Below are 16,121 nucleotides of genomic sequence, written 5' to 3'. Positions count from 1 at the left end.
ACAAAATGAAACGGATCGGGAACGGGCGGCCGGTGCGGCGGCCCGGGACAGCGGGCGAAGCGCCGCCGTCGGCCCTGTCCGTGAGTGAAAGGGACCGGCTCTAGGCGGCGGGCGCGGCCGCGGGAGGTCCCCGCCGGGAGGGCAGCCGCAACGCGGCGCCGGCCGGGCGAAGGATGGCCGGCCCTGCGGAGGGGCCGGGAACTCTCGCCGGAACAATGGCGGCAGGTTCGGGCTGCCCCAGGAGCGGGCGCAGCCAGCCGGCCAGGAATCCGAGGGCCCGCTCGCCCCGGGCCAACAGCAGCGCCGTGGCGACGGTAGCCACGGCGTGCGCGGCGATCATGAGCGCATCCGGGGCAGCAGTGTGGGCCGGCACAGCCGCGGTCAAGGTCTCGTGGACCAACGTTGTTGCGGCGTGCCCGGCGTGGCCTGCCGGCATCACCTGATGGACCGCCGCCGGCGGTCCCACCGAGAGCATGCCGAACGTCCAGTGAAGCCACAGCTGCACAGCGCCAATGAGCCCGGTCAGAACCGGCAAAGACAGGCGGAAGCGGGTCAGCGCGGCCACCGGGACCATGGTCACGGCGCACAGGGCCGCCAAAACGGACAGCGCCGGGAGCTGGCCCCCTCCGGCCAGGTGGCCGCCGGCTGCCAGACCGAGCACGACTGATCCGATGAGTCCGGTGCGGAACAGCCGGAACGAAGCACGGGGATCCATCTGCGCCTCCTCCCATAGGGCCCAGACCGGTGTAACAACTCCGAGGCTAGGCAAACCAGCGTGGAGAAACCTTGAACAGCGATGGCCATTCGTCCCGGTTGCCACCCCGGATTGGTGGGCCCGGCAGGCTCGGCGCGGGTTCCATCCCGCCGGCGTCCTCACAGGCCGGCGCCCATGCGCCACCACCGTCCGGCGCTCACCAGCTGGCCGAAACGCGCCCGCTGCACGCGCCTGTGGGAGAATCTAAGGCGGCCAGCTCCGTCCGCCCGCGAAAGGAGTCCCGATGCCGCTGCCGCACCCCGGGCCCTCCCTTCCCCCGGGCCCCCGGCCGGATTCCCGGCTGGATCCCCGGACCCTTCGCGGTTGGTCCGGCCTTCTCCGCGGCGCCCCCGCCACCCTGTGGTTCGTTGCCGTGTTCTGGACCGCCGGCGCTCTGTCCTCCAGCCTCGCGTCCGGCCCGCCCGAAGCATTGCGACCGCACGTGGAGGCCACCGTGCATTCCCTGTCCGGAGACTGGTGGGCAGTGCTCTTATCCGGGTTCTGGGAGCGGGCCTTGCCGGGGTATGTGCTGGGCACGGCTTTGGTGCTGCTCGCCGGCATACCCCTGGAGCGGAAGCTGGGAAGCCTGCGCTTCGCCGCGGCGGCAGTGGGCGCACACGTTCTGGGCATCGCCGCCACGCTCGGCTTCCTGGCGGTGGCCGGATCACTGATGGGCAGCTGGACCCGGGACATGAGCGGGCATTACTTCGTGGGGCCCAGCGCGCTGGCCTGCGGGGCCGCCATGGCCGCCACCGCCGCCACCCCCACCCTGTGGCGGCGCCGCATCCGCGTGGTCATCCTTGCCGTGCTGATGCTGTTCGCCTTCTACGCGGGCGGTTTCGAAGACCTGGTCCGGCTCGGGGCCGCCGTTGCCGGCACGCTCCTGGGCCCGTTGCTGCTGGGCCGGGCGCCGCGGTTCGGCCGCCCCGCCGTGTCCCGGCACGAGGGCCGCGTCCTGGTGGCACTGCTCGTGGTGGTGGCGGCTGTGGGTCCGGTGGTGGCGGGGCTGGCGCCGCACGCGGTGGGTCCGCTGTCCGTTCTGCGGTACTTGTTCACGAATATCCAGCCCGTTGACCCGCAGACCCTGCAGGCGTTCTGCTCCCACCCGGCGGAGGCCAGGGACTGCGCGGCGGCCCAGCTGCAGCAGCGGGCCGGCGCCGGCGGGCTCTTCATGGCCATCCTTCCGTCGTTTCTGCTGCTCCTGCTCGCGGACGGCCTCCGCCGCGGCCGCCGGTTCGCGTGGGCTGCGGTGCTGCTGATGCAGGTGGCACTGTCCGTGCTGGCCGTCATCACCATTGCCGGAGTCCTGCAGCCTGCGGTTCCCCACCCGGCTGCAGACACCGCGGGCCGCGAAGGGGTGGGCGGGATCGACCTGTCCGCCTATTCCCATCCGCTCAGCCTGGTGCTGCCCATGCTCCTGCCGGTTTTCCTGACGGCGGTCCTGTTGCTGGGGCGGACGCTGTTCCCTGTCCATGCCCCGCCCGGAACCTACCTGCGGCTGGCCAGCCGCGTGGTGGTTGCCTGGGTTCTGCTTGGCGCTGCGTATGTGGGCGCGGGGCTGGCGCTCGCCGGCGGCTTCACGCCCGCGCCGGGACTGCCCCAACTGATCGCCGACGTGCCGGACCGGTTTCTTCCGCTGGGCTTCCTGGTGGATCTGTCCCCCGCCTTCTTTCCCGAAAGCACCGCAGCCGTGCTCCTGTACGAGGGCATCGGCGTCGTCTTCTGGGCCGTCACCGGCACCCTGCTGCTCCGGACCTTCCTGCGGCCGGCCCATGGCCGGCACAGCTCCGACGAGGACCGGGCCCGGGCCATCCTCAAGGCGCACGAGGGCAGCTCGCTGTCCTGGATGACAACCTGGGCCGGGAACAGCTACTGGTTTTCCTCCGGCGGGAGCTTCGTGGCGTACCGGGTCATCGCCGGGGTGGCGCTGGCCCTCGGCGTCCCAGTGGGGCCGCGATCAGACAGGGAGTCCGCCTTCGGGGAGTTCGCCGACCACTGCCGGCTCAAGGGGTGGACACCGTGTTTCTACTTCGTGCCGCAGGACCTCCGCAACCACGCCTCCTCCCTGGGCTGGGGATCCGTTCAGGTGGCCCACGAGACCGTCCTGCCCCTGCACTCCCTGTCCTTCCGGGGCAAGAAGTTCCAGGACGTCCGCACCGCGCTGAACAATGCCACCAAGTCCGGCATCCGCGCGGAGTGGACCACCTACGCGGCTGCTCCCCGCTCCGTGCAGGCGCAGATCCAGGCCCTGTCCGAGGAATGGGTGGCGGACAAGAAGGTGCCGGAGATGGGTTTCACCCTGGGCAGCCTGGACGAGCTGGACGACCCCGAGGTCCGCTGCCTGCTCGCCGTGGACGGCAACCACACAGTCCACGCGGTGGCGTCCTGGCTGCCCGTTTACCGCAACGGCCGCATCGTCGGCTGGACCCTGGACTTCATGCGGCGGCGCAGTAACGGGTTCCGGGCTGCCATCGACTTCCTCATCGCCTCCGCGGCACTGAGCCTCAAGGACGAAGGCTGCGAGTTCATCAGCCTCTCCGGGGCGCCGCTGGCCCGCCCGCCCCGGGATCCGCTGGCGTCCCACCCCGTGAAAGACACCGACGGCGGCCTTGACCGGCTGCTCGACAGGCTGGGCGCCATGCTGGAACCCGTCTACGGCTTCCGGTCGCTGCTGGCCTTCAAGGCCAAATTCAAGCCCGACTACACGCCCATGTACATGCTCTTCCCGGATGCTGCCGCGCTACCGGCCATTGCCAACGCCATCACCCGGGCCTACCTCCCCACCGTCAAACTGGGCCAGGGCCTCACCTTGGCGCGCGGCCTGCTGGCCCGTCCCCGGGCGCACCCGTGATCTGACCGACGTGTCAGCGTCGGCACTTCTCAGGAGCCGGCGTTGTAGACGTCGGACCCGAAGCGGTTGAGGTCAGGGGCCGCGGCATAGCCGAGATAGGGAAGGTTAAAGGCGTCCTCGATGCTGGCCAGCAGGCTGTAGTGGTTGTAGGGCCGGTCACTGGCTGACCCGGCCTTGACCAGCGGTGACAGCAGGAGCGCTCCGACCCGGCCGCCGCCGGCGCCGCCGGGCAGCGACGAATCGGCGGTCTCCTTCCCCCTGGCCTCGTCAAAGGTGATGACCAGGAGCCCGTCCTGCTTGAAGGCGGCGGAGGACAGGATCTCCGGGACGTGCTGCCGGAGCCACTCGTCCGAGGTGGCAAGGCCGCCCTGGCGGCCGTCCGCGCAGGGGCTGTCGTGGCCGTCGTTGCACAGGTTGGGACTGATGTAGGACAGGTTCGGCGTGGTGGAGGCCGACTGGAGGTCGGTGGCGAGGTTGCTGAAGTCCACCACGTTGCTCTGGCACTCGGGTGAGGACGTGATCCCGGTGAAGTAGACGAACGGGTTGTGCCTGGTGGCGTATTGGTCGTCCGCGCGCGCCTTCTGGTTCGTGTCTCGGGCGCCAGGTTCCGGATGGCGGCACGGTGTCCCCATGTCCTCCATGTAGCCCTTCCACGTCTTCCCCGCGGCACTGAGCTGGCCGGCCAGCGTGGGTACGGAGTCGGGGTAGACGCAGCCGCTGCCCTGCAGCTGGCCCTGGGATGCCGTTCCGGTGACGCTAAAGGGCTCATATGTGGGGCAGTCGTCGCTGGTGACAGGGTTGGGCCCCTGCCCGGACAGCTGGGCGATGTAGTTGGTCAGCGATGAGTGGCCGATCGCGAAGTACTGCGTCAGGAGCTCGCCCTGCGGGCGCAGGGTCCGGGACAGGTAGGGGGCTTCAGACTCTTGGCCCCAGACGTCCCGGTACGACTTGTTTTCGAGGTTGATCACAAACACATGCCCTGGCTTTGCCGCCGCGGACGGGGAATTGGACCCGGCCTGGGAAGTCGACGCTGACCCCGATGGCGACTCGGACGGCGAAGGCGATCCGGACTGCGGAGGAGTGGTGGACTGGGAGGGAGACGGTCCGGGACCGGGGCCGGGCTGGCAGGCGGCGAGCGCCGCCACCAGCGCAAGGCACCCCAGCATGGTGGAGGCGCGGCGCAGGTTCCCGCTGCCTCCGTTCCGTATGCGGCTGTGGCCAGCGTTCATCAGATCCTGCCTCCTGAAGCCGAGCCGAAGCGCCCGTCCATCCAAGGTCCCATCGTGCCACCGCGTCCCCGTCAGCCAGATGAACTGAACCTGAGAGTTCCATGGGAAAGGCGCTTGCCTGATCGGGTTCCGGGCCGCAGGCGATTCCCCCGGAGGCACCGGGCCTGTGCGTGTTAAGTTGAAGTATGCGGACAGACCTGTCCGCCTCTGCCGCCGGAAAGAGCCAACACGTGGAATCGCCATCACCAGTACGAATACTGACCGTCTGCACGGGCAACATCTGCCGCTCCCCCGTGGCGGAACGGCTGCTGCAGGCCGGGCTGGACCAGGTGCTGCCCGGCGGCTTCGAGGTCCGCAGCGCCGGAACCCGGGCCATGGTGGGCGATCCTGTCCAGCCGCTGTCCGCTGACATCATCCATACCTTCGGCGGCACCGCGGACGGCTTCGCGGCCCGCCAGCTCACCGGCAAGATCCTGCGCAAGGTGGACCTGGTGCTCACCATGACCTCCGGACACCGCGGTGATGTGCTCCAGCTGGACGCCTCGCTCCTGAAGCGGACCTTCACCATCCGCGAGTTCGCCCGGATGCTGGATGTCCTCGAGGAGCGGGAAGGCCACGCCGGCGGAGGCGAAGCCGCCGGGGCGGCCCTGCTGAATGGCGAAAAAATCTCCGCCAACACCAAGCTGTGGCGCAAGCTCCCGGCACGGGCCGCCTCCGTGAGGCACCTGGCGCTTGCACCGGAAGCCGCGGACAACGACGTCGTCGACCCCTACCGCCGCAGCCCCGAGTACTACCGCCAGATGGAGGACGAACTGGCCCCGTCCATCATCTCCATCCTGCGCTTCGCCCGGCTGAACGTCCCCTCCTAACGCCGGCCCCCGCCGTCGTCGATCTCTGGCCTTTCCCGCCCCATCTCAACGGTGCAGTCCCCTCCCTGAGCCGGCCAATATAAGATTCAGGCAGTGTTCCGGTCGCAGCCAAGGACCACTTCGCGGCCAGCGTCTCGCATGAGCTGAGGACTCCGCTGACCTCCATCCTGGGCTACCTCGGCCTGGCCCAGGACTAACACCCCTACCTTCCCGCCGACGTCACCCAGTACCTGGCCATAGTCCACCGCAACGCCGAGCGGCTGCTGAACCTGGTCACCGACCTGCTTTGGCGGAGAACTGCCAGGAGAGGGCCAGATTGCCCCTACCCCGGCATCAGGCTCACGGTCCCGTTTCGCGCGGGGAAAGGCTCAGCTGCCTGACATGGAAGTCGAAGTGGAGGGTGGGGTAGGCGTAGACATCGTTCAGCGTCATTCGTGGTGCGAAGAATGGGTCCCACCTGTCAGGGAACGGCATCGACCTGGACAGGGTGCCCGGGGTCTCGCGTTCGAGATGTCGTGACAGCCAAGCGATGGTCTTCCCGAGTTTCCGGCCCATCCGCCTCCTGTTGTAGACCAACGAGGCCGCGCGGGACCCCCAATAGTTCACGGCATCGAAGGGACGGGTTCCGGCATTCAGCACCGCAGCGAACACTTTGCCGACGGGCACGGGCAGCCTGCTGACAGTGCGGACCAGGGGAAGGAGCGCACGGACCACCATGTATCCGAACACCATGTATCCGAACACCATGTGGAAAATCAGTTCTTCATTGGTCCACTTCGTGCCGTTGCTCCTGCGCCGGAGGTCCTCGGCCGTAGCGCCTTCCAACCAGGCGTCCAGTTCCCGGCGGGCACGGCTGTACCCCGCCAGGATTTGTTCCTTCGTCGGATTCACCCAATGTCCTCCCGCCGTCAGCCACGGCCCGCGACGTGGAATACGCCGACCGTCTGGCTTCATTATGTCGGCCTGACTGAAGTTGAGGCAGCCTTGCCCGGCAGCTGATACCGGCGCAGCGATGCGTGGGACATGCCTTCCGGCCAACACGAAAAACCTGCCCGCCGCCGTCGTTCTTTCCGGAGAACTTTGGTGGTACGGTCCGTTCATGGAACCCCGGCCTGACCCGGAGAAGACGGGCGGCGCAGCCCCCTCCGGAGGACCCGCGAAGCGCAAGCGGACGGCCTTCAAGGTGCTGCTGGCGGCACTGATCGTGATCCCGCTGGTGGCCGCCGGCTTCATCTTCAACCTGGCGAGGATCTGGAATACCGAAACGGCCACGCTCGAGACCGAGAGCCCGTCCGCAACCGCCACGCCCACGCTGACGCCCGCCGCGAAACCGTCCCCCACCGCCACGCCGCTGAAGCCGCCGGCCGCGCCCACACTGCCCATGAACATCCTGGTGCTGGGCAGCGACCACCGCCGCGGCGATCCCCCGGCCGCCAATGGCCTGCCCGACCAGCGCGCGGATGCCATGATACTGGTCCACCTCGCGCGGGACGGCAGGCACCTGTACGGCATCTCGATCATGCGCGACACCTGGGTGCCCATCCCCGGCTACGGCGAAGCGAAAATCAACTCGGCGCTGACGCTCGGCGGCGTGCCCCTGGCCGTGAAGACCGTGGAATCGCTGTTTGGCCAGAAGATCCAGCACGTCATGATGATGGACTTCGAGGGCTTCAGGGGCATCACCGAGGCGCTCGGCGGGGTGGACGTCAACGTCAAGGAAGCGTTCACCGCAACATTCGATACGCACCAGCACTTTCCCGCCGGCGTGAACAGACTGCAGGGCCAGCGGGCGCTCGAATTCGTCCGCGAGCGCCATGCGTTTGCCGACGGCGACTTCCAGCGGATCAGGGACCAGCAGACCTTCATCCGCGCCACACTGGCCAAGCTCCTCTCCGCCAAGACCCTGTCCAACCCCGTGACCCTGTACAAGGTGGTCAGCACGGCATCCCGGTACATGCAGGTGGACAAGGGCCTGAACGCGGCCACGCTCGCCAGCCTCGCCTACAGCCTGCGGAACGTCCGCCTGCAGGACGCCGTGTTCTTCAACATGCCCACCGCCGGGTTCGGCTTCAGCACCGACGGGCAGTCCATCGTCCTGCCGGACTACGGCGCCTTCTCCGCCGTCGGGGCGGCGCTGGGCCGGGACAATGTGGGGGCGTACGTGGCGCAGAACAGGCCCGGCTGACGTCCGACGGCAGCTGCTGAGTTTCGGCGTCAGACTTTCGACGGCGGCGGCTGCCGACGCTGGCGCAAGAGCGTTGTTGGTTAACCCTGTTTGCCGAGGAACGCGGTGATGATTTCCGCCATGCGCTTGGACTGGGTCCAGTGCAGATAGTGTCCGCCCTCGAGCGTGACGATTTCGTGGTGTTTGACGTTATTCAGCAGGGCCTGGGCTGCAGCGGTCTTGGTTGGTGTCGAGTCTGTTTTCTCGTCGGCGATGAAAGCCAGGACGGGCAGCCCATCGGGATAGTGGACACCCCTCAGCGCCACCGCGTTGTTGGCAATTCGGGACGTTTCGTCGGCCACGGCGTCGTTGCCGAAGTTCCAGCTCAACATCAGGCGCATGCGTTCGAGCTCGTCGGCGGTGTAGGCGTCACCGTCCGGCGCCGCCAGGCCGGGCGCGATTGCGGTGACGTCACGGACCAGTCCGGTGACGGAGAGTGCCCGTTCCCAGTTGATGCCCGGCTGCGGGTCCTCGACCGGCTCGCTCCCCGGTTTCGGTATGGTGGCATCGATTCCGATCACTGCGGCCACTTCCTCGGGATAGCGGTTGGCATAGTCCAGGGTGTAGAAGCCGGCGATGGAGTGTCCTGCCAGTACATATGGCTGTTTGATGTGGAGCCGGGTCAGCACTTCATGGAGTTCCGTGCTGATGTTCTGGTTGGTCCGCGGGCCGGCGCTCATGTCGCTGTATCCGTAGCCGAATCCTTCAACCACCGTGATGTCGAAGCCTGCGAGCTCGCGGATCAGCGGGGCGAAGTCCAGGCCGGGCGCCGGTGTTCCCAGTCCGCTGAGGAGGACGATCGGCTGGCCGGCATGTCCGTTCCGGTACACGTTGATCCCGCCGCCGCTGATTGCGATGCGTTCGCCATAGGGGCTGATGCTGGATTTCTCTGACCGCTCAAGGATCAGGTTCGTCGCCGTCGAGACCAGCACCAGTCCCAGCGCGATCAGCGCCGCGATGCCGGCGGCCCGCAGCCTGCGGCGCGACTTGCGGGCGCCCCCAGCGGGATCCGAAGGCTGTCCGGAAGTCCGGCGTGAAAACAGGCGCATGATGAGCCTTTCGATGCCCGAAACTGTCTACGCGTGCCCTGCCGGCCCAGGCTGCGGTTGTTGAAGCCGGCTTCTTGACGTTGGCCCGGCGGCGATCTGGTCCAAGCCTAGCCCTCCCCGCTTTCGCCGGTCCTTGACTTACATACCCCCCAGGGGTATATTTCTGGTGTTGTCAGTGAAGTGGTATGTCCAGGCCGGTGCTGCTGCACCGCCGTCACAGCCGTTCAACCCCAGCGCTTATCGAACCGTTTCGAATGAATGGAACTGACATGCGCGAAACCGAATCCCGTAAAGAACTCCCCGTGGCTGCCTCGGCTATCGCCACTGCTCCCGCCCATGGCGGCCACCATGAAGGACACGGCCCCGACGATGACCACGTCGTCCACACCCACGGCCAGCACGCCGGGCACAGCACGGCCATGTTCAAGGACCGGTTCTGGCTGACCCTGGCGCTGTCGGTGCCTGTGGTCTACTTCAGCCCGATGTTCGCGCATCTGCTTGGCTATATGCCGCCCGACTTCCCCGGGTCGGCCTGGATCCCCCCGGTCCTGGGAACCATCATCTTCTTCTACGGAGGCATGCCGTTCCTCAAGGGCGGCCTGAAGGAACTGAAGTCCCGGCAACCGGGCATGATGCTGCTGATCGGCATGGCGATCAGCGTCGCCTTCGTCGCCTCCTGGGTCACCAGCCTGGGAATCGGCGGCTTCGACCTGGATTTCTGGTGGGAACTGGCCCTGCTGATAGCCATCATGCTGCTGGGCCACTGGATCGAGATGCGCGCCCTCGGCTCCGCCCAGGGAGCCCTCGACGCTCTCGCGGCCCTGCTGCCGGACGAGGCGGAACGCATCACCGATATCGGAACCGAGACCGTGAGCCTCTCCGACCTCCGCGCCGGGGACGTGGTCCTGGTCCGTTCCGGGGCACGGATGCCGGCAGACGGCACCGTCATCGATGGGCAGGCCGAGTTCGACGAATCCATGATCACCGGCGAATCCAAGACCGTGCTCCGGTCCGCCGGCGACGCCGTCGTTGCCGGAACGGTAGCCACCGACAACACCGTCAGAGTCCGCGTCACCGCCGTCGGGGACGACACCGCCCTGGCCGGCATCCAGCGCCTCGTCGCGGAGGCCCAGGCGTCCTCCTCCAGGGCGCAGGCCCTGGCCGACCGGGCCGCGGCCTTCCTGTTCTATTTCGCCGCGGGCGCCGGGGTCATCACCTTTATCGTCTGGACCCTGCTGGGGAATGTTCCCGAGGCGGTGACGCGCACCGTGACGGTGCTGGTGATCGCCTGCCCGCACGCCTTGGGCCTGGCCATCCCGCTCGTGATCGCGATCTCCACCGAGCAGGCCGCCCGCACCGGGGTGCTGATCAAGAACCGGATGGCACTGGAGCGCATGCGCACCGTCGGCGTCGTACTGTTCGACAAGACAGGCACCCTGACCAAAGGCGAACCCGAACTCAAGGATGTCGCCACGGCCGAGGGCGTGAGCCAGGACGAACTGCTCGCCCTGGCCGCCGCCGTGGAAGCGGACAGCGAGCACCCCGTGGCGCGGGCCATCGTCCGTGCAGCGCGCCTGCATGGCCTCGCCATCCCCCGAGCATCGGGCTTCAGCTCCATGACCGGCCGGGGCGCGCGCGCCGCGATCGACGGCCGCATCATCCAGATCGGCGGCCCCGCCCTCCTCAAGGAAATCGGCCTGGCAGAACCTGAAGCCCTGGCAGCCACCAGCCGGGGTTGGATGGAGCGCGGCGCGGCCGTGCTGCACATCGTGGACGGGACCCGGATCCTCGGCGCCGTCAGCCTCGAGGACGCGGTGCGTGAGGAGTCCAGGCAGGCCGTCGCCGCCCTTCAGCGCCGGGGCATCAAGGTCGCGATGATCACCGGTGACGCCCGCCAGGTCGCCGCGGCCGTGGCGGGGGAACTGAACATCGATGAGGTCTTCGCCGAGGTCCTTCCGGCCGACAAGGACAAAAAGGTGGCCGAGCTTCAGGCCCGGGGTCTGAAGGTGGCCATGGTTGGTGACGGCGTGAATGACTCCCCGGCCCTGGCAAGGGCCGAAGTGGGCATCGCCATCGGCGCCGGTACCGACGTCGCAATGGAGTCAGCCGGTGTGGTCCTGGCAGGCAACGATCCCCGTGCGGTCCTGTCGATGGTCGATCTGTCCCGGGCCAGCTACCGGAAGATGTGGCAGAACCTCGTGTGGGCCACCGGCTACAACATCATCTCCGTCCCGCTGGCCGCCGGGGTGCTCGCCTTCGCCGGCGTCGTGCTCTCCCCGGCCGCCGGCGCGGTCCTGATGTCCGCCTCCACCATTGTGGTGGCCCTGAACGCCCAACTGCTGCGCCGGGTGAAACTGAACCCCGCCGAGGTTCGTTGACCCGGAAGGCGCCAAACGACCGGGAATACCGGAACACCACCGGTTCACGCCCGGTAGCCTAGACATCGCAGCCCGAACGGAAGGAGGAACCTCATGACCGCATCCCACCGGAACGCCGTGTCGGCGGCCCTCCACCGCGCTGGCCTTCTGGCAGGCCTCCTGGCCGTCCTCGCCGGGATCCTGGGCATGCACGTCCTCACGGGCACTCACAGCATTCACGCCCCGGCCGCCCTCACCGCCGCCGCGGACGCCGCAATGGAGCATGCAGAATCCGCAGCGGCCCATGGCCATCCGGAGGACGAGGTCGCTGAGGCGTCCCCGGCCCGTCTTTCGTCGGACGGGCACAATGCTCCCGGCGTCATCGCGGAGCATTGCTCGTGCTCCGATAGCTGCGCGGGCATGCCAACGATGACGGTGTCCTGCACCCCGCTGGGGAAGACCGGGTCGCTGTCCGCCCCGCTGCCGGGCACCGCGGTGTTCGGCACCGTTTCCAACGCCACAGCACCCGGGGCGGTGCCCCGGTCCTATTCCTACCTTCCCGGCAGTCCTTCACCGGGTGAGCTGTCCATCAGCAGGACGTAAAAGAGCCGTCCGCCGGGAACAACCACTTCCGGCGCACCCCCCTTACTGAGGCGCCTGTTGGGCTGCCTGACCGCATCCGCTGATACACTCCCGTGCGGCGCCATGCGCCGACTGATCTTTGAAGGACCTGATTTCCCATGAACAAGAAACTTTTCCCCCTTTCCGCCACTGCCATCGCCGCAGCACTGGCCCTGGCCGGCTGCGCCAGCGGCTCCGGAGCCGGATCCTCCGGCACGTCCACGCCCGGCACGGACCAAGGCAGCTCCTCCTCCAGCGCGCCCTCCACCACTGCCCCCGCTTCGGCCGCGGAACACAACGCCGCGGACGTCACGTTCGTCCAGATGATGATCCCGCACCACGCCCAGGCCGTTCAGATGAGCGAGACGATGCTCAAGAAGCAGGACATTCCGGCCGAAGCGACCACACTTGCCACCAAGATCAAGGCGGCCCAGGGACCCGAAATCGACATGATGACCGGCTGGCTGAAAGGCTGGAACGAACCCATGACGGGGCCCTCCGGCCACAGCATGAACGGGATGAACGGGATGATGGGCGATGGAGACATGAAGATGCTCGACGCCGCCCAGGGCACGGAAGCAGCCCGGCTCTTCCTGAAGCAGATGATCGCCCACCACGAAGGCGCGATCATGATGGCCAAAACCGAGAACACCGCCGGCAAGAACACGGACGCGGTGAGACTCAGCAAGGACATCGTCAGCGCGCAGGAAGCCGAAATCCAGGAAATGCAGAAACTGCTGGCCGCCCTCTAGCCAGCACGTTCGGGCACCGCCCCGCCGCCCCTTGCGGCGGGGCGGTGCCTGCTACACCCATTTCCGTCCTTCGATCCCGCGGAGCTTTCATGCGTCTCTCATCCAAAACCCCATCCCGGTTCGCAGCCGTGATGGCCTGCGCCACCTTCCGGCCCTCCGACGCCTCCTGACATGCGTGACGCGTCCAGGCTCCTGACGGGCGGATACCGCGGGGCGGGCATGCCTAGTTCCCGGTGAGCTCCGCGTAGAGCTTATGGACTCGGGCACTGATGTCGTCCCGGACCAGACGCATGCGTTCCATGCCTTCGATGCCGCGTTCCGACGGTTCGTCCGTTTCCCAGACCTCGAAGCGGGTGCCGTCGTGAGGTTCGAGCTTCGCTTCGGTGCCCAGGATGATGACGGCGTCCACGGCGTCCAGGATCTCGCCGGTCACGGGCTTGGGGTGTTCGCCGGTGATGTCGATGCCGAGCTCGGTCAGGGACTCCACGGCCTGGGGATTGAGGGACTTGCCCGGTTTGGTGCCCGCGGAATAGACCGTGACGGCCCCGCCCGCGAGCTGGTTCATGAGGCCGGCGGCGAGCTGGGACTTGCCGCCGTTCTTGCTGCAGACGAAAAGCACGGTCGGTGTCTTCTGGGCGTCGGGTGTTTCCTGGGTCATGAGTGTGTTTCCTTTGTGAGTGGGTCGGCTGTTAGTGGGTCAACCGGGGACTTGGCAGCACTCCACCGATGGGGTTTATAGGCTGGATTCCTAGTTGATGCCGGAGCGGCCGTGGGTCAGTCCTGTGGGGAAACCGACGAGCACCGGTTCGGGTGTGCCGCAGCAGCCGCTCTCCGTGGAGGCCGCGGACGTCGCAGTCCCGGCGGTGGCGGGGACGTCGCAGCTGGTGCCGGCGTCGGTGGAGCAGACGCCGGTTTCGGGGAGTTCGAGGTGGACGGTGTCCGCGGCTTCACGGTCTCCCGCCAGGGCGGCGACGACGGAACGGACCTGTTCGTAGCCGGTGGCCAGCAGGAACGTCGGGGCACGGCCATAGGACTTCATGCCCACGATGTAGAAGTCCTTGTCCGGGTGGGCCAGGACCTTCGCACCGTGCGGAGGGACGGTGCCGCAGGAGTGGAATTCAGGGTCAATCAGCGGCCCAAGCTCCACCGGAGCCTCGACAGCAGGGTCAAGGTTGAGGCGGAGTTCACGCAGGATGTCCAGATCGGGCCGGAAGCCGGTGCAGGGCACCACGATGTCGGCCTCCAGGATGCGGCCGTCCACGGATTCGACGGTCACCTGCGAGTCGAGGGATTTCAGCGAGCTGATGCCGAAGCCGGTGTGCAGTTCGATGGTGCCTGCCTCGACGAGACGGCGCAGGCGGGCACCGAGCTGGCCGCGGGCGGGAAGCCCGTCGGTGCCGCCGCCGCCGTAGACCTTCTCGGCGGAGGCACCGCGGACCGCCAAAAGAATCCGGGTGTCCGGTTCTTCCTTGGCCAGGTCGGCGAGGCTGATGAGGGTGTGGGCGGCAGAGTGGCCGGCGCCGACGACCAGGATTCGGCGCCCGGCGAAGGCTGTGCGGTCGCGGCCGGTGACGTCGGGCAGCGGTGCGGAGATCCGGTCAACGGCCGTGTCTTCGCCGATGGCCGGCAGCCCTGAGGTACCCAACGGGTTGCGGATGGACCAGGTGCCGGAGGCGTCAATGACCCCGGCCACGGTGTGGTCGCGGGTTTCGCCGCCTTCGTGCTCGACCCGGACGACGAAGGGTATGGCGTCGCGGTTGCGGACATGGGTCTTATCCAGCCCCAGCCGGGTCACTGCGACGACGCGGGCGGCGGTCTGCAGCCGGGAAGCAATCTCCGGCAGCGCGGCCAGCGGGGTCAGATAGTCGTCGATGAGTTCCCCGCCATAGGGCAGGGCCGTGGGCCGGGGCGATTCCCAGCCGGAGGCTTCGAGCAGGCGGACGGCGGCGGCGTCGGTGTTGAACCGCCATGGTGAGAACAGCCGGATGTGGCGCCACTGCTCGATGGCCGCGCCCGCCGTCGGGCCTGCTTCGAAGATCAACGGTTCCAGGCCGCGTTCGATCAGGTGCGCCGCGGCGGCGAGACCCACGGGGCCGGCTCCGATGACGGCGACGGGAAGGTTCTTCGCTGAATCCATGGTGTGGTGTCCGGGCGGGGTTATTTGGCGGCGGGGGTTAGGGAAGCGATCAGGCCCTCGATGCGGGTCTTGATCTCGTCGCGGATCGGGCGGACAGCGTCCACGCCCTGGCCGGCCGGATCTTCCAGGACCCAGTCCTCGTAGCGCTTGCCGGGGAAGTACGGGCACTCATCGCCGCAGCCCATGGTGATGACCACGTCCGATTCCTTGACAGCCTCGGTGGTGAGGACCTTCGGGATCTCGGAGGACATGTCGATGCCGAGCTCGGCCATGGCCTCGACGGCGGCCAGGTTGACCCTGTCGGCGGGCCGGGAGCCGGCGGAGCGGACTTCGATTTCACCCTTGGCCAGCGTGGTCAGGAAGGCGGCGGCCATCTGTGAGCGGCCGGCGTTGTGGACGCAGACGAACAGGACGGAGGGCTTCTTGGCGGTTTCGGTGCTCACGGGGGGTTTCTCCTGGACTCAGTTAGGTGTGGATCGGCTTTGATGAGGTCATCGTTCCCGCACAACTTTTACTGACTGGACATTGATGATTGTCGATGCATGCAGTATCGGACAAAGATCGACACTTGTCAATATTGCGGGTTTCCGGGTTTTAGGCGGCGTGCAGGCGGGGTGCAAGGTCGCTGATGCGGCGGGCGATGTCAGTAAAGGCGCCCTCGAAGGCGTCCTCGGTGTTCAGCCGGAGCGGATCCGGAACGGACCAGTGGACCCCTCCCAGGTTGGGGATTTCCTCGTGGGCGTTGTCGCACACGGTCACGACGAAGTCTTCATCATGCGCCACCCCATCCAGCCGGCGCGGGGGAAGGTCCGCAAGAGCGACGCCATGGCGGCGGGCCACATCAATGGCGCCTGGGGCGATGCGGTCCGCGGGGTGCGTACCCGCCGAGGTCGAGGGGATTTCGCTGACCTGGTTCCAGAGTGCGGTGGCCAGCTGGGACCGGGCGCTGTTCCGGGTGCAGACGAAGAGGATGCGGCGGGCTCCGTGTTCGCGGCCGGGAGCCAGTCCTTCCAACGCTCCTGCGGCGAGCCGGATGTAGCTGCGGCGCTTATCCGCTTCAGAACGGTGGCGGGTGGTCAGGCCCGCGCCTTCCAGGGTGCGCAGGTGGTGGGACAGCAGGTTTGACGGCATCCCGAGTTCGGCCTGCAACTCCGTGGGGGAAAAGTCTCCCAGGGTCAGCAGGTCCACGATTCGCAGTCGCGCAGGATCCGCGAGGGCTGCATGCTTGGCGACCCGCACCCGGAAGATTTCAACTGGGTCAGTATTCATTGATTCAAT

14 protein-coding genes are annotated in these 16,121 nt (G+C 67.6%); 6 read left to right on the top strand and 8 right to left on the bottom strand.

Features of this window, described 5'->3' with window-relative positions:
* Window positions 1-100 precede the first annotated feature (100 nt).
* A complete protein-coding gene (locus ABFP37_RS12975; protein WP_347033825.1) occupies window positions 101-715 on the bottom strand; it encodes a hypothetical protein in 615 nt (204 codons plus the stop codon).
* 283 nt (window positions 716-998) lie between these two features.
* Here ABFP37_RS12975 and ABFP37_RS12970 point away from each other — a divergent pair, with 283 nt between their 5' ends.
* Window positions 999-3,605 (top strand): DUF2156 domain-containing protein, encoded by a 2,607-nt coding sequence (locus tag ABFP37_RS12970; protein ID WP_347033824.1) that lies wholly within the window; start codon window positions 999-1,001, stop codon window positions 3,603-3,605.
* Between the two features lie 29 nt (window positions 3,606-3,634).
* Here ABFP37_RS12970 and ABFP37_RS12965 read toward each other — a convergent pair whose 3' ends face one another.
* Window positions 3,635-4,834, bottom strand: coding sequence for an alkaline phosphatase family protein (locus tag ABFP37_RS12965; protein ID WP_347033823.1), 1,200 nt, complete (start codon window positions 4,832-4,834; stop codon window positions 3,635-3,637).
* A gap of 230 nt (window positions 4,835-5,064) precedes the next feature.
* Between ABFP37_RS12965 and ABFP37_RS12960 the strand changes: the two genes are divergently transcribed.
* Window positions 5,065-5,703, top strand: a complete 639-nt coding sequence (locus tag ABFP37_RS12960) for a hypothetical protein (protein ID WP_347033822.1) — start codon at window positions 5,065-5,067, stop codon at window positions 5,701-5,703.
* 339 nt (window positions 5,704-6,042) lie between these two features.
* On the opposite strand, the gene ABFP37_RS12955 is transcribed toward ABFP37_RS12960, so the two are convergent.
* Complete coding sequence (locus ABFP37_RS12955) at window positions 6,043-6,594, bottom strand: DinB family protein (protein WP_347033821.1); 552 nt, start codon at window positions 6,592-6,594, stop codon at window positions 6,043-6,045.
* Window positions 6,595-6,802: 208 nt separating this feature from the next.
* Here ABFP37_RS12955 and ABFP37_RS12950 point away from each other — a divergent pair, with 208 nt between their 5' ends.
* Window positions 6,803-7,888, top strand: a complete 1,086-nt coding sequence (locus ABFP37_RS12950) for an LCP family protein (RefSeq protein WP_347033820.1) — start codon at window positions 6,803-6,805, stop codon at window positions 7,886-7,888.
* 80 nt (window positions 7,889-7,968) lie between these two features.
* Here the strand turns inward: ABFP37_RS12950 and ABFP37_RS12945 are convergent, their stop codons facing one another.
* The gene (locus ABFP37_RS12945; protein ID WP_347033819.1) at window positions 7,969-8,976 is read right to left on the bottom strand and encodes an alpha/beta hydrolase; all 1,008 of its coding nucleotides are present in this window, start codon (window positions 8,974-8,976) and stop codon (window positions 7,969-7,971) included.
* A gap of 269 nt (window positions 8,977-9,245) precedes the next feature.
* Here ABFP37_RS12945 and ABFP37_RS12940 point away from each other — a divergent pair, with 269 nt between their 5' ends.
* The 3 genes from ABFP37_RS12940 to ABFP37_RS12930 all read left to right on the top strand — a co-directional run bounded on the left by ABFP37_RS12940 (window position 9,246) and on the right by ABFP37_RS12930 (window position 12,706).
* The gene (locus ABFP37_RS12940) at window positions 9,246-11,354 is read left to right on the top strand and encodes a copper-translocating P-type ATPase (RefSeq protein ID WP_347033818.1); all 2,109 of its coding nucleotides are present in this window, start codon (window positions 9,246-9,248) and stop codon (window positions 11,352-11,354) included.
* Window positions 11,355-11,447: 93 nt separating this feature from the next.
* A complete protein-coding gene (locus ABFP37_RS12935) occupies window positions 11,448-11,936 on the top strand; it encodes a hypothetical protein (RefSeq protein ID WP_347033817.1) in 489 nt (162 codons plus the stop codon).
* A 137-nt stretch (window positions 11,937-12,073) separates the two neighbouring features.
* The gene (locus ABFP37_RS12930) at window positions 12,074-12,706 is read left to right on the top strand and encodes a DUF305 domain-containing protein (RefSeq protein WP_347033816.1); all 633 of its coding nucleotides are present in this window, start codon (window positions 12,074-12,076) and stop codon (window positions 12,704-12,706) included.
* A 223-nt stretch (window positions 12,707-12,929) separates the two neighbouring features.
* On the opposite strand, the gene ABFP37_RS12925 is transcribed toward ABFP37_RS12930, so the two are convergent.
* From ABFP37_RS12925 to ABFP37_RS12910, 4 genes are all read right to left on the bottom strand, one after another.
* Window positions 12,930-13,364 (bottom strand): low molecular weight phosphatase family protein, encoded by a 435-nt coding sequence (locus ABFP37_RS12925; protein WP_078028733.1) that lies wholly within the window; start codon window positions 13,362-13,364, stop codon window positions 12,930-12,932.
* A gap of 90 nt (window positions 13,365-13,454) precedes the next feature.
* A complete protein-coding gene (locus ABFP37_RS12920) occupies window positions 13,455-14,843 on the bottom strand; it encodes an FAD-dependent oxidoreductase (protein ID WP_347033815.1) in 1,389 nt (462 codons plus the stop codon).
* Window positions 14,844-14,863: 20 nt separating this feature from the next.
* Window positions 14,864-15,286: an arsenate reductase ArsC gene (locus tag ABFP37_RS12915; RefSeq protein ID WP_347033814.1), complete on the bottom strand. Its 423-nt coding sequence runs from the start codon at window positions 15,284-15,286 to the stop codon at window positions 14,864-14,866.
* Between the two features lie 151 nt (window positions 15,287-15,437).
* On the bottom strand, window positions 15,438-16,112 hold the full coding sequence (locus ABFP37_RS12910) for a helix-turn-helix domain-containing protein (protein WP_347033813.1): 675 nt from the start codon (window positions 16,110-16,112) through the stop codon (window positions 15,438-15,440).
* Window positions 16,113-16,121: the final 9 nt, after the last annotated feature.

The sequence above is a fragment of the Burkholderia sp. RS01 genome (genome assembly GCF_039748055.1).
Lineage (GTDB): Bacteria > Actinomycetota > Actinomycetes > Actinomycetales > Micrococcaceae > Arthrobacter.
This window is presented reverse-complemented; position numbering and strand designations above follow the sequence as displayed.

Bases quoted from the DNA above. Each gene is read 5' to 3' on its own strand.
- ABFP37_RS12975 (WP_347033825.1), bottom strand. From the start codon at position 715: ATGGATCCCCGTGCTTCGTTCCGGCTGTTCCGCACCGGACTCATCGGA.
- ABFP37_RS12970 (WP_347033824.1), top strand. From the start codon at position 999: ATGCCGCTGCCGCACCCCGGGCCCTCCCTTCCCCCGGGCCCCCGGCCG.
- ABFP37_RS12965 (WP_347033823.1), bottom strand. From the start codon at position 4,834: ATGAACGCTGGCCACAGCCGCATACGGAACGGAGGCAGCGGGAACCTG.
- ABFP37_RS12950 (WP_347033820.1), top strand. From the start codon at position 6,803: ATGGAACCCCGGCCTGACCCGGAGAAGACGGGCGGCGCAGCCCCCTCC.
- ABFP37_RS12945 (WP_347033819.1), bottom strand. From the start codon at position 8,976: ATGCGCCTGTTTTCACGCCGGACTTCCGGACAGCCTTCGGATCCCGCT.
- ABFP37_RS12940 (WP_347033818.1), top strand. From the start codon at position 9,246: ATGCGCGAAACCGAATCCCGTAAAGAACTCCCCGTGGCTGCCTCGGCT.
- ABFP37_RS12935 (WP_347033817.1), top strand. From the start codon at position 11,448: ATGACCGCATCCCACCGGAACGCCGTGTCGGCGGCCCTCCACCGCGCT.
- ABFP37_RS12930 (WP_347033816.1), top strand. From the start codon at position 12,074: ATGAACAAGAAACTTTTCCCCCTTTCCGCCACTGCCATCGCCGCAGCA.
- ABFP37_RS12925 (WP_078028733.1), bottom strand. From the start codon at position 13,364: ATGACCCAGGAAACACCCGACGCCCAGAAGACACCGACCGTGCTTTTC.
- ABFP37_RS12920 (WP_347033815.1), bottom strand. From the start codon at position 14,843: ATGGATTCAGCGAAGAACCTTCCCGTCGCCGTCATCGGAGCCGGCCCC.
- ABFP37_RS12910 (WP_347033813.1), bottom strand. From the start codon at position 16,112: ATGAATACTGACCCAGTTGAAATCTTCCGGGTGCGGGTCGCCAAGCAT.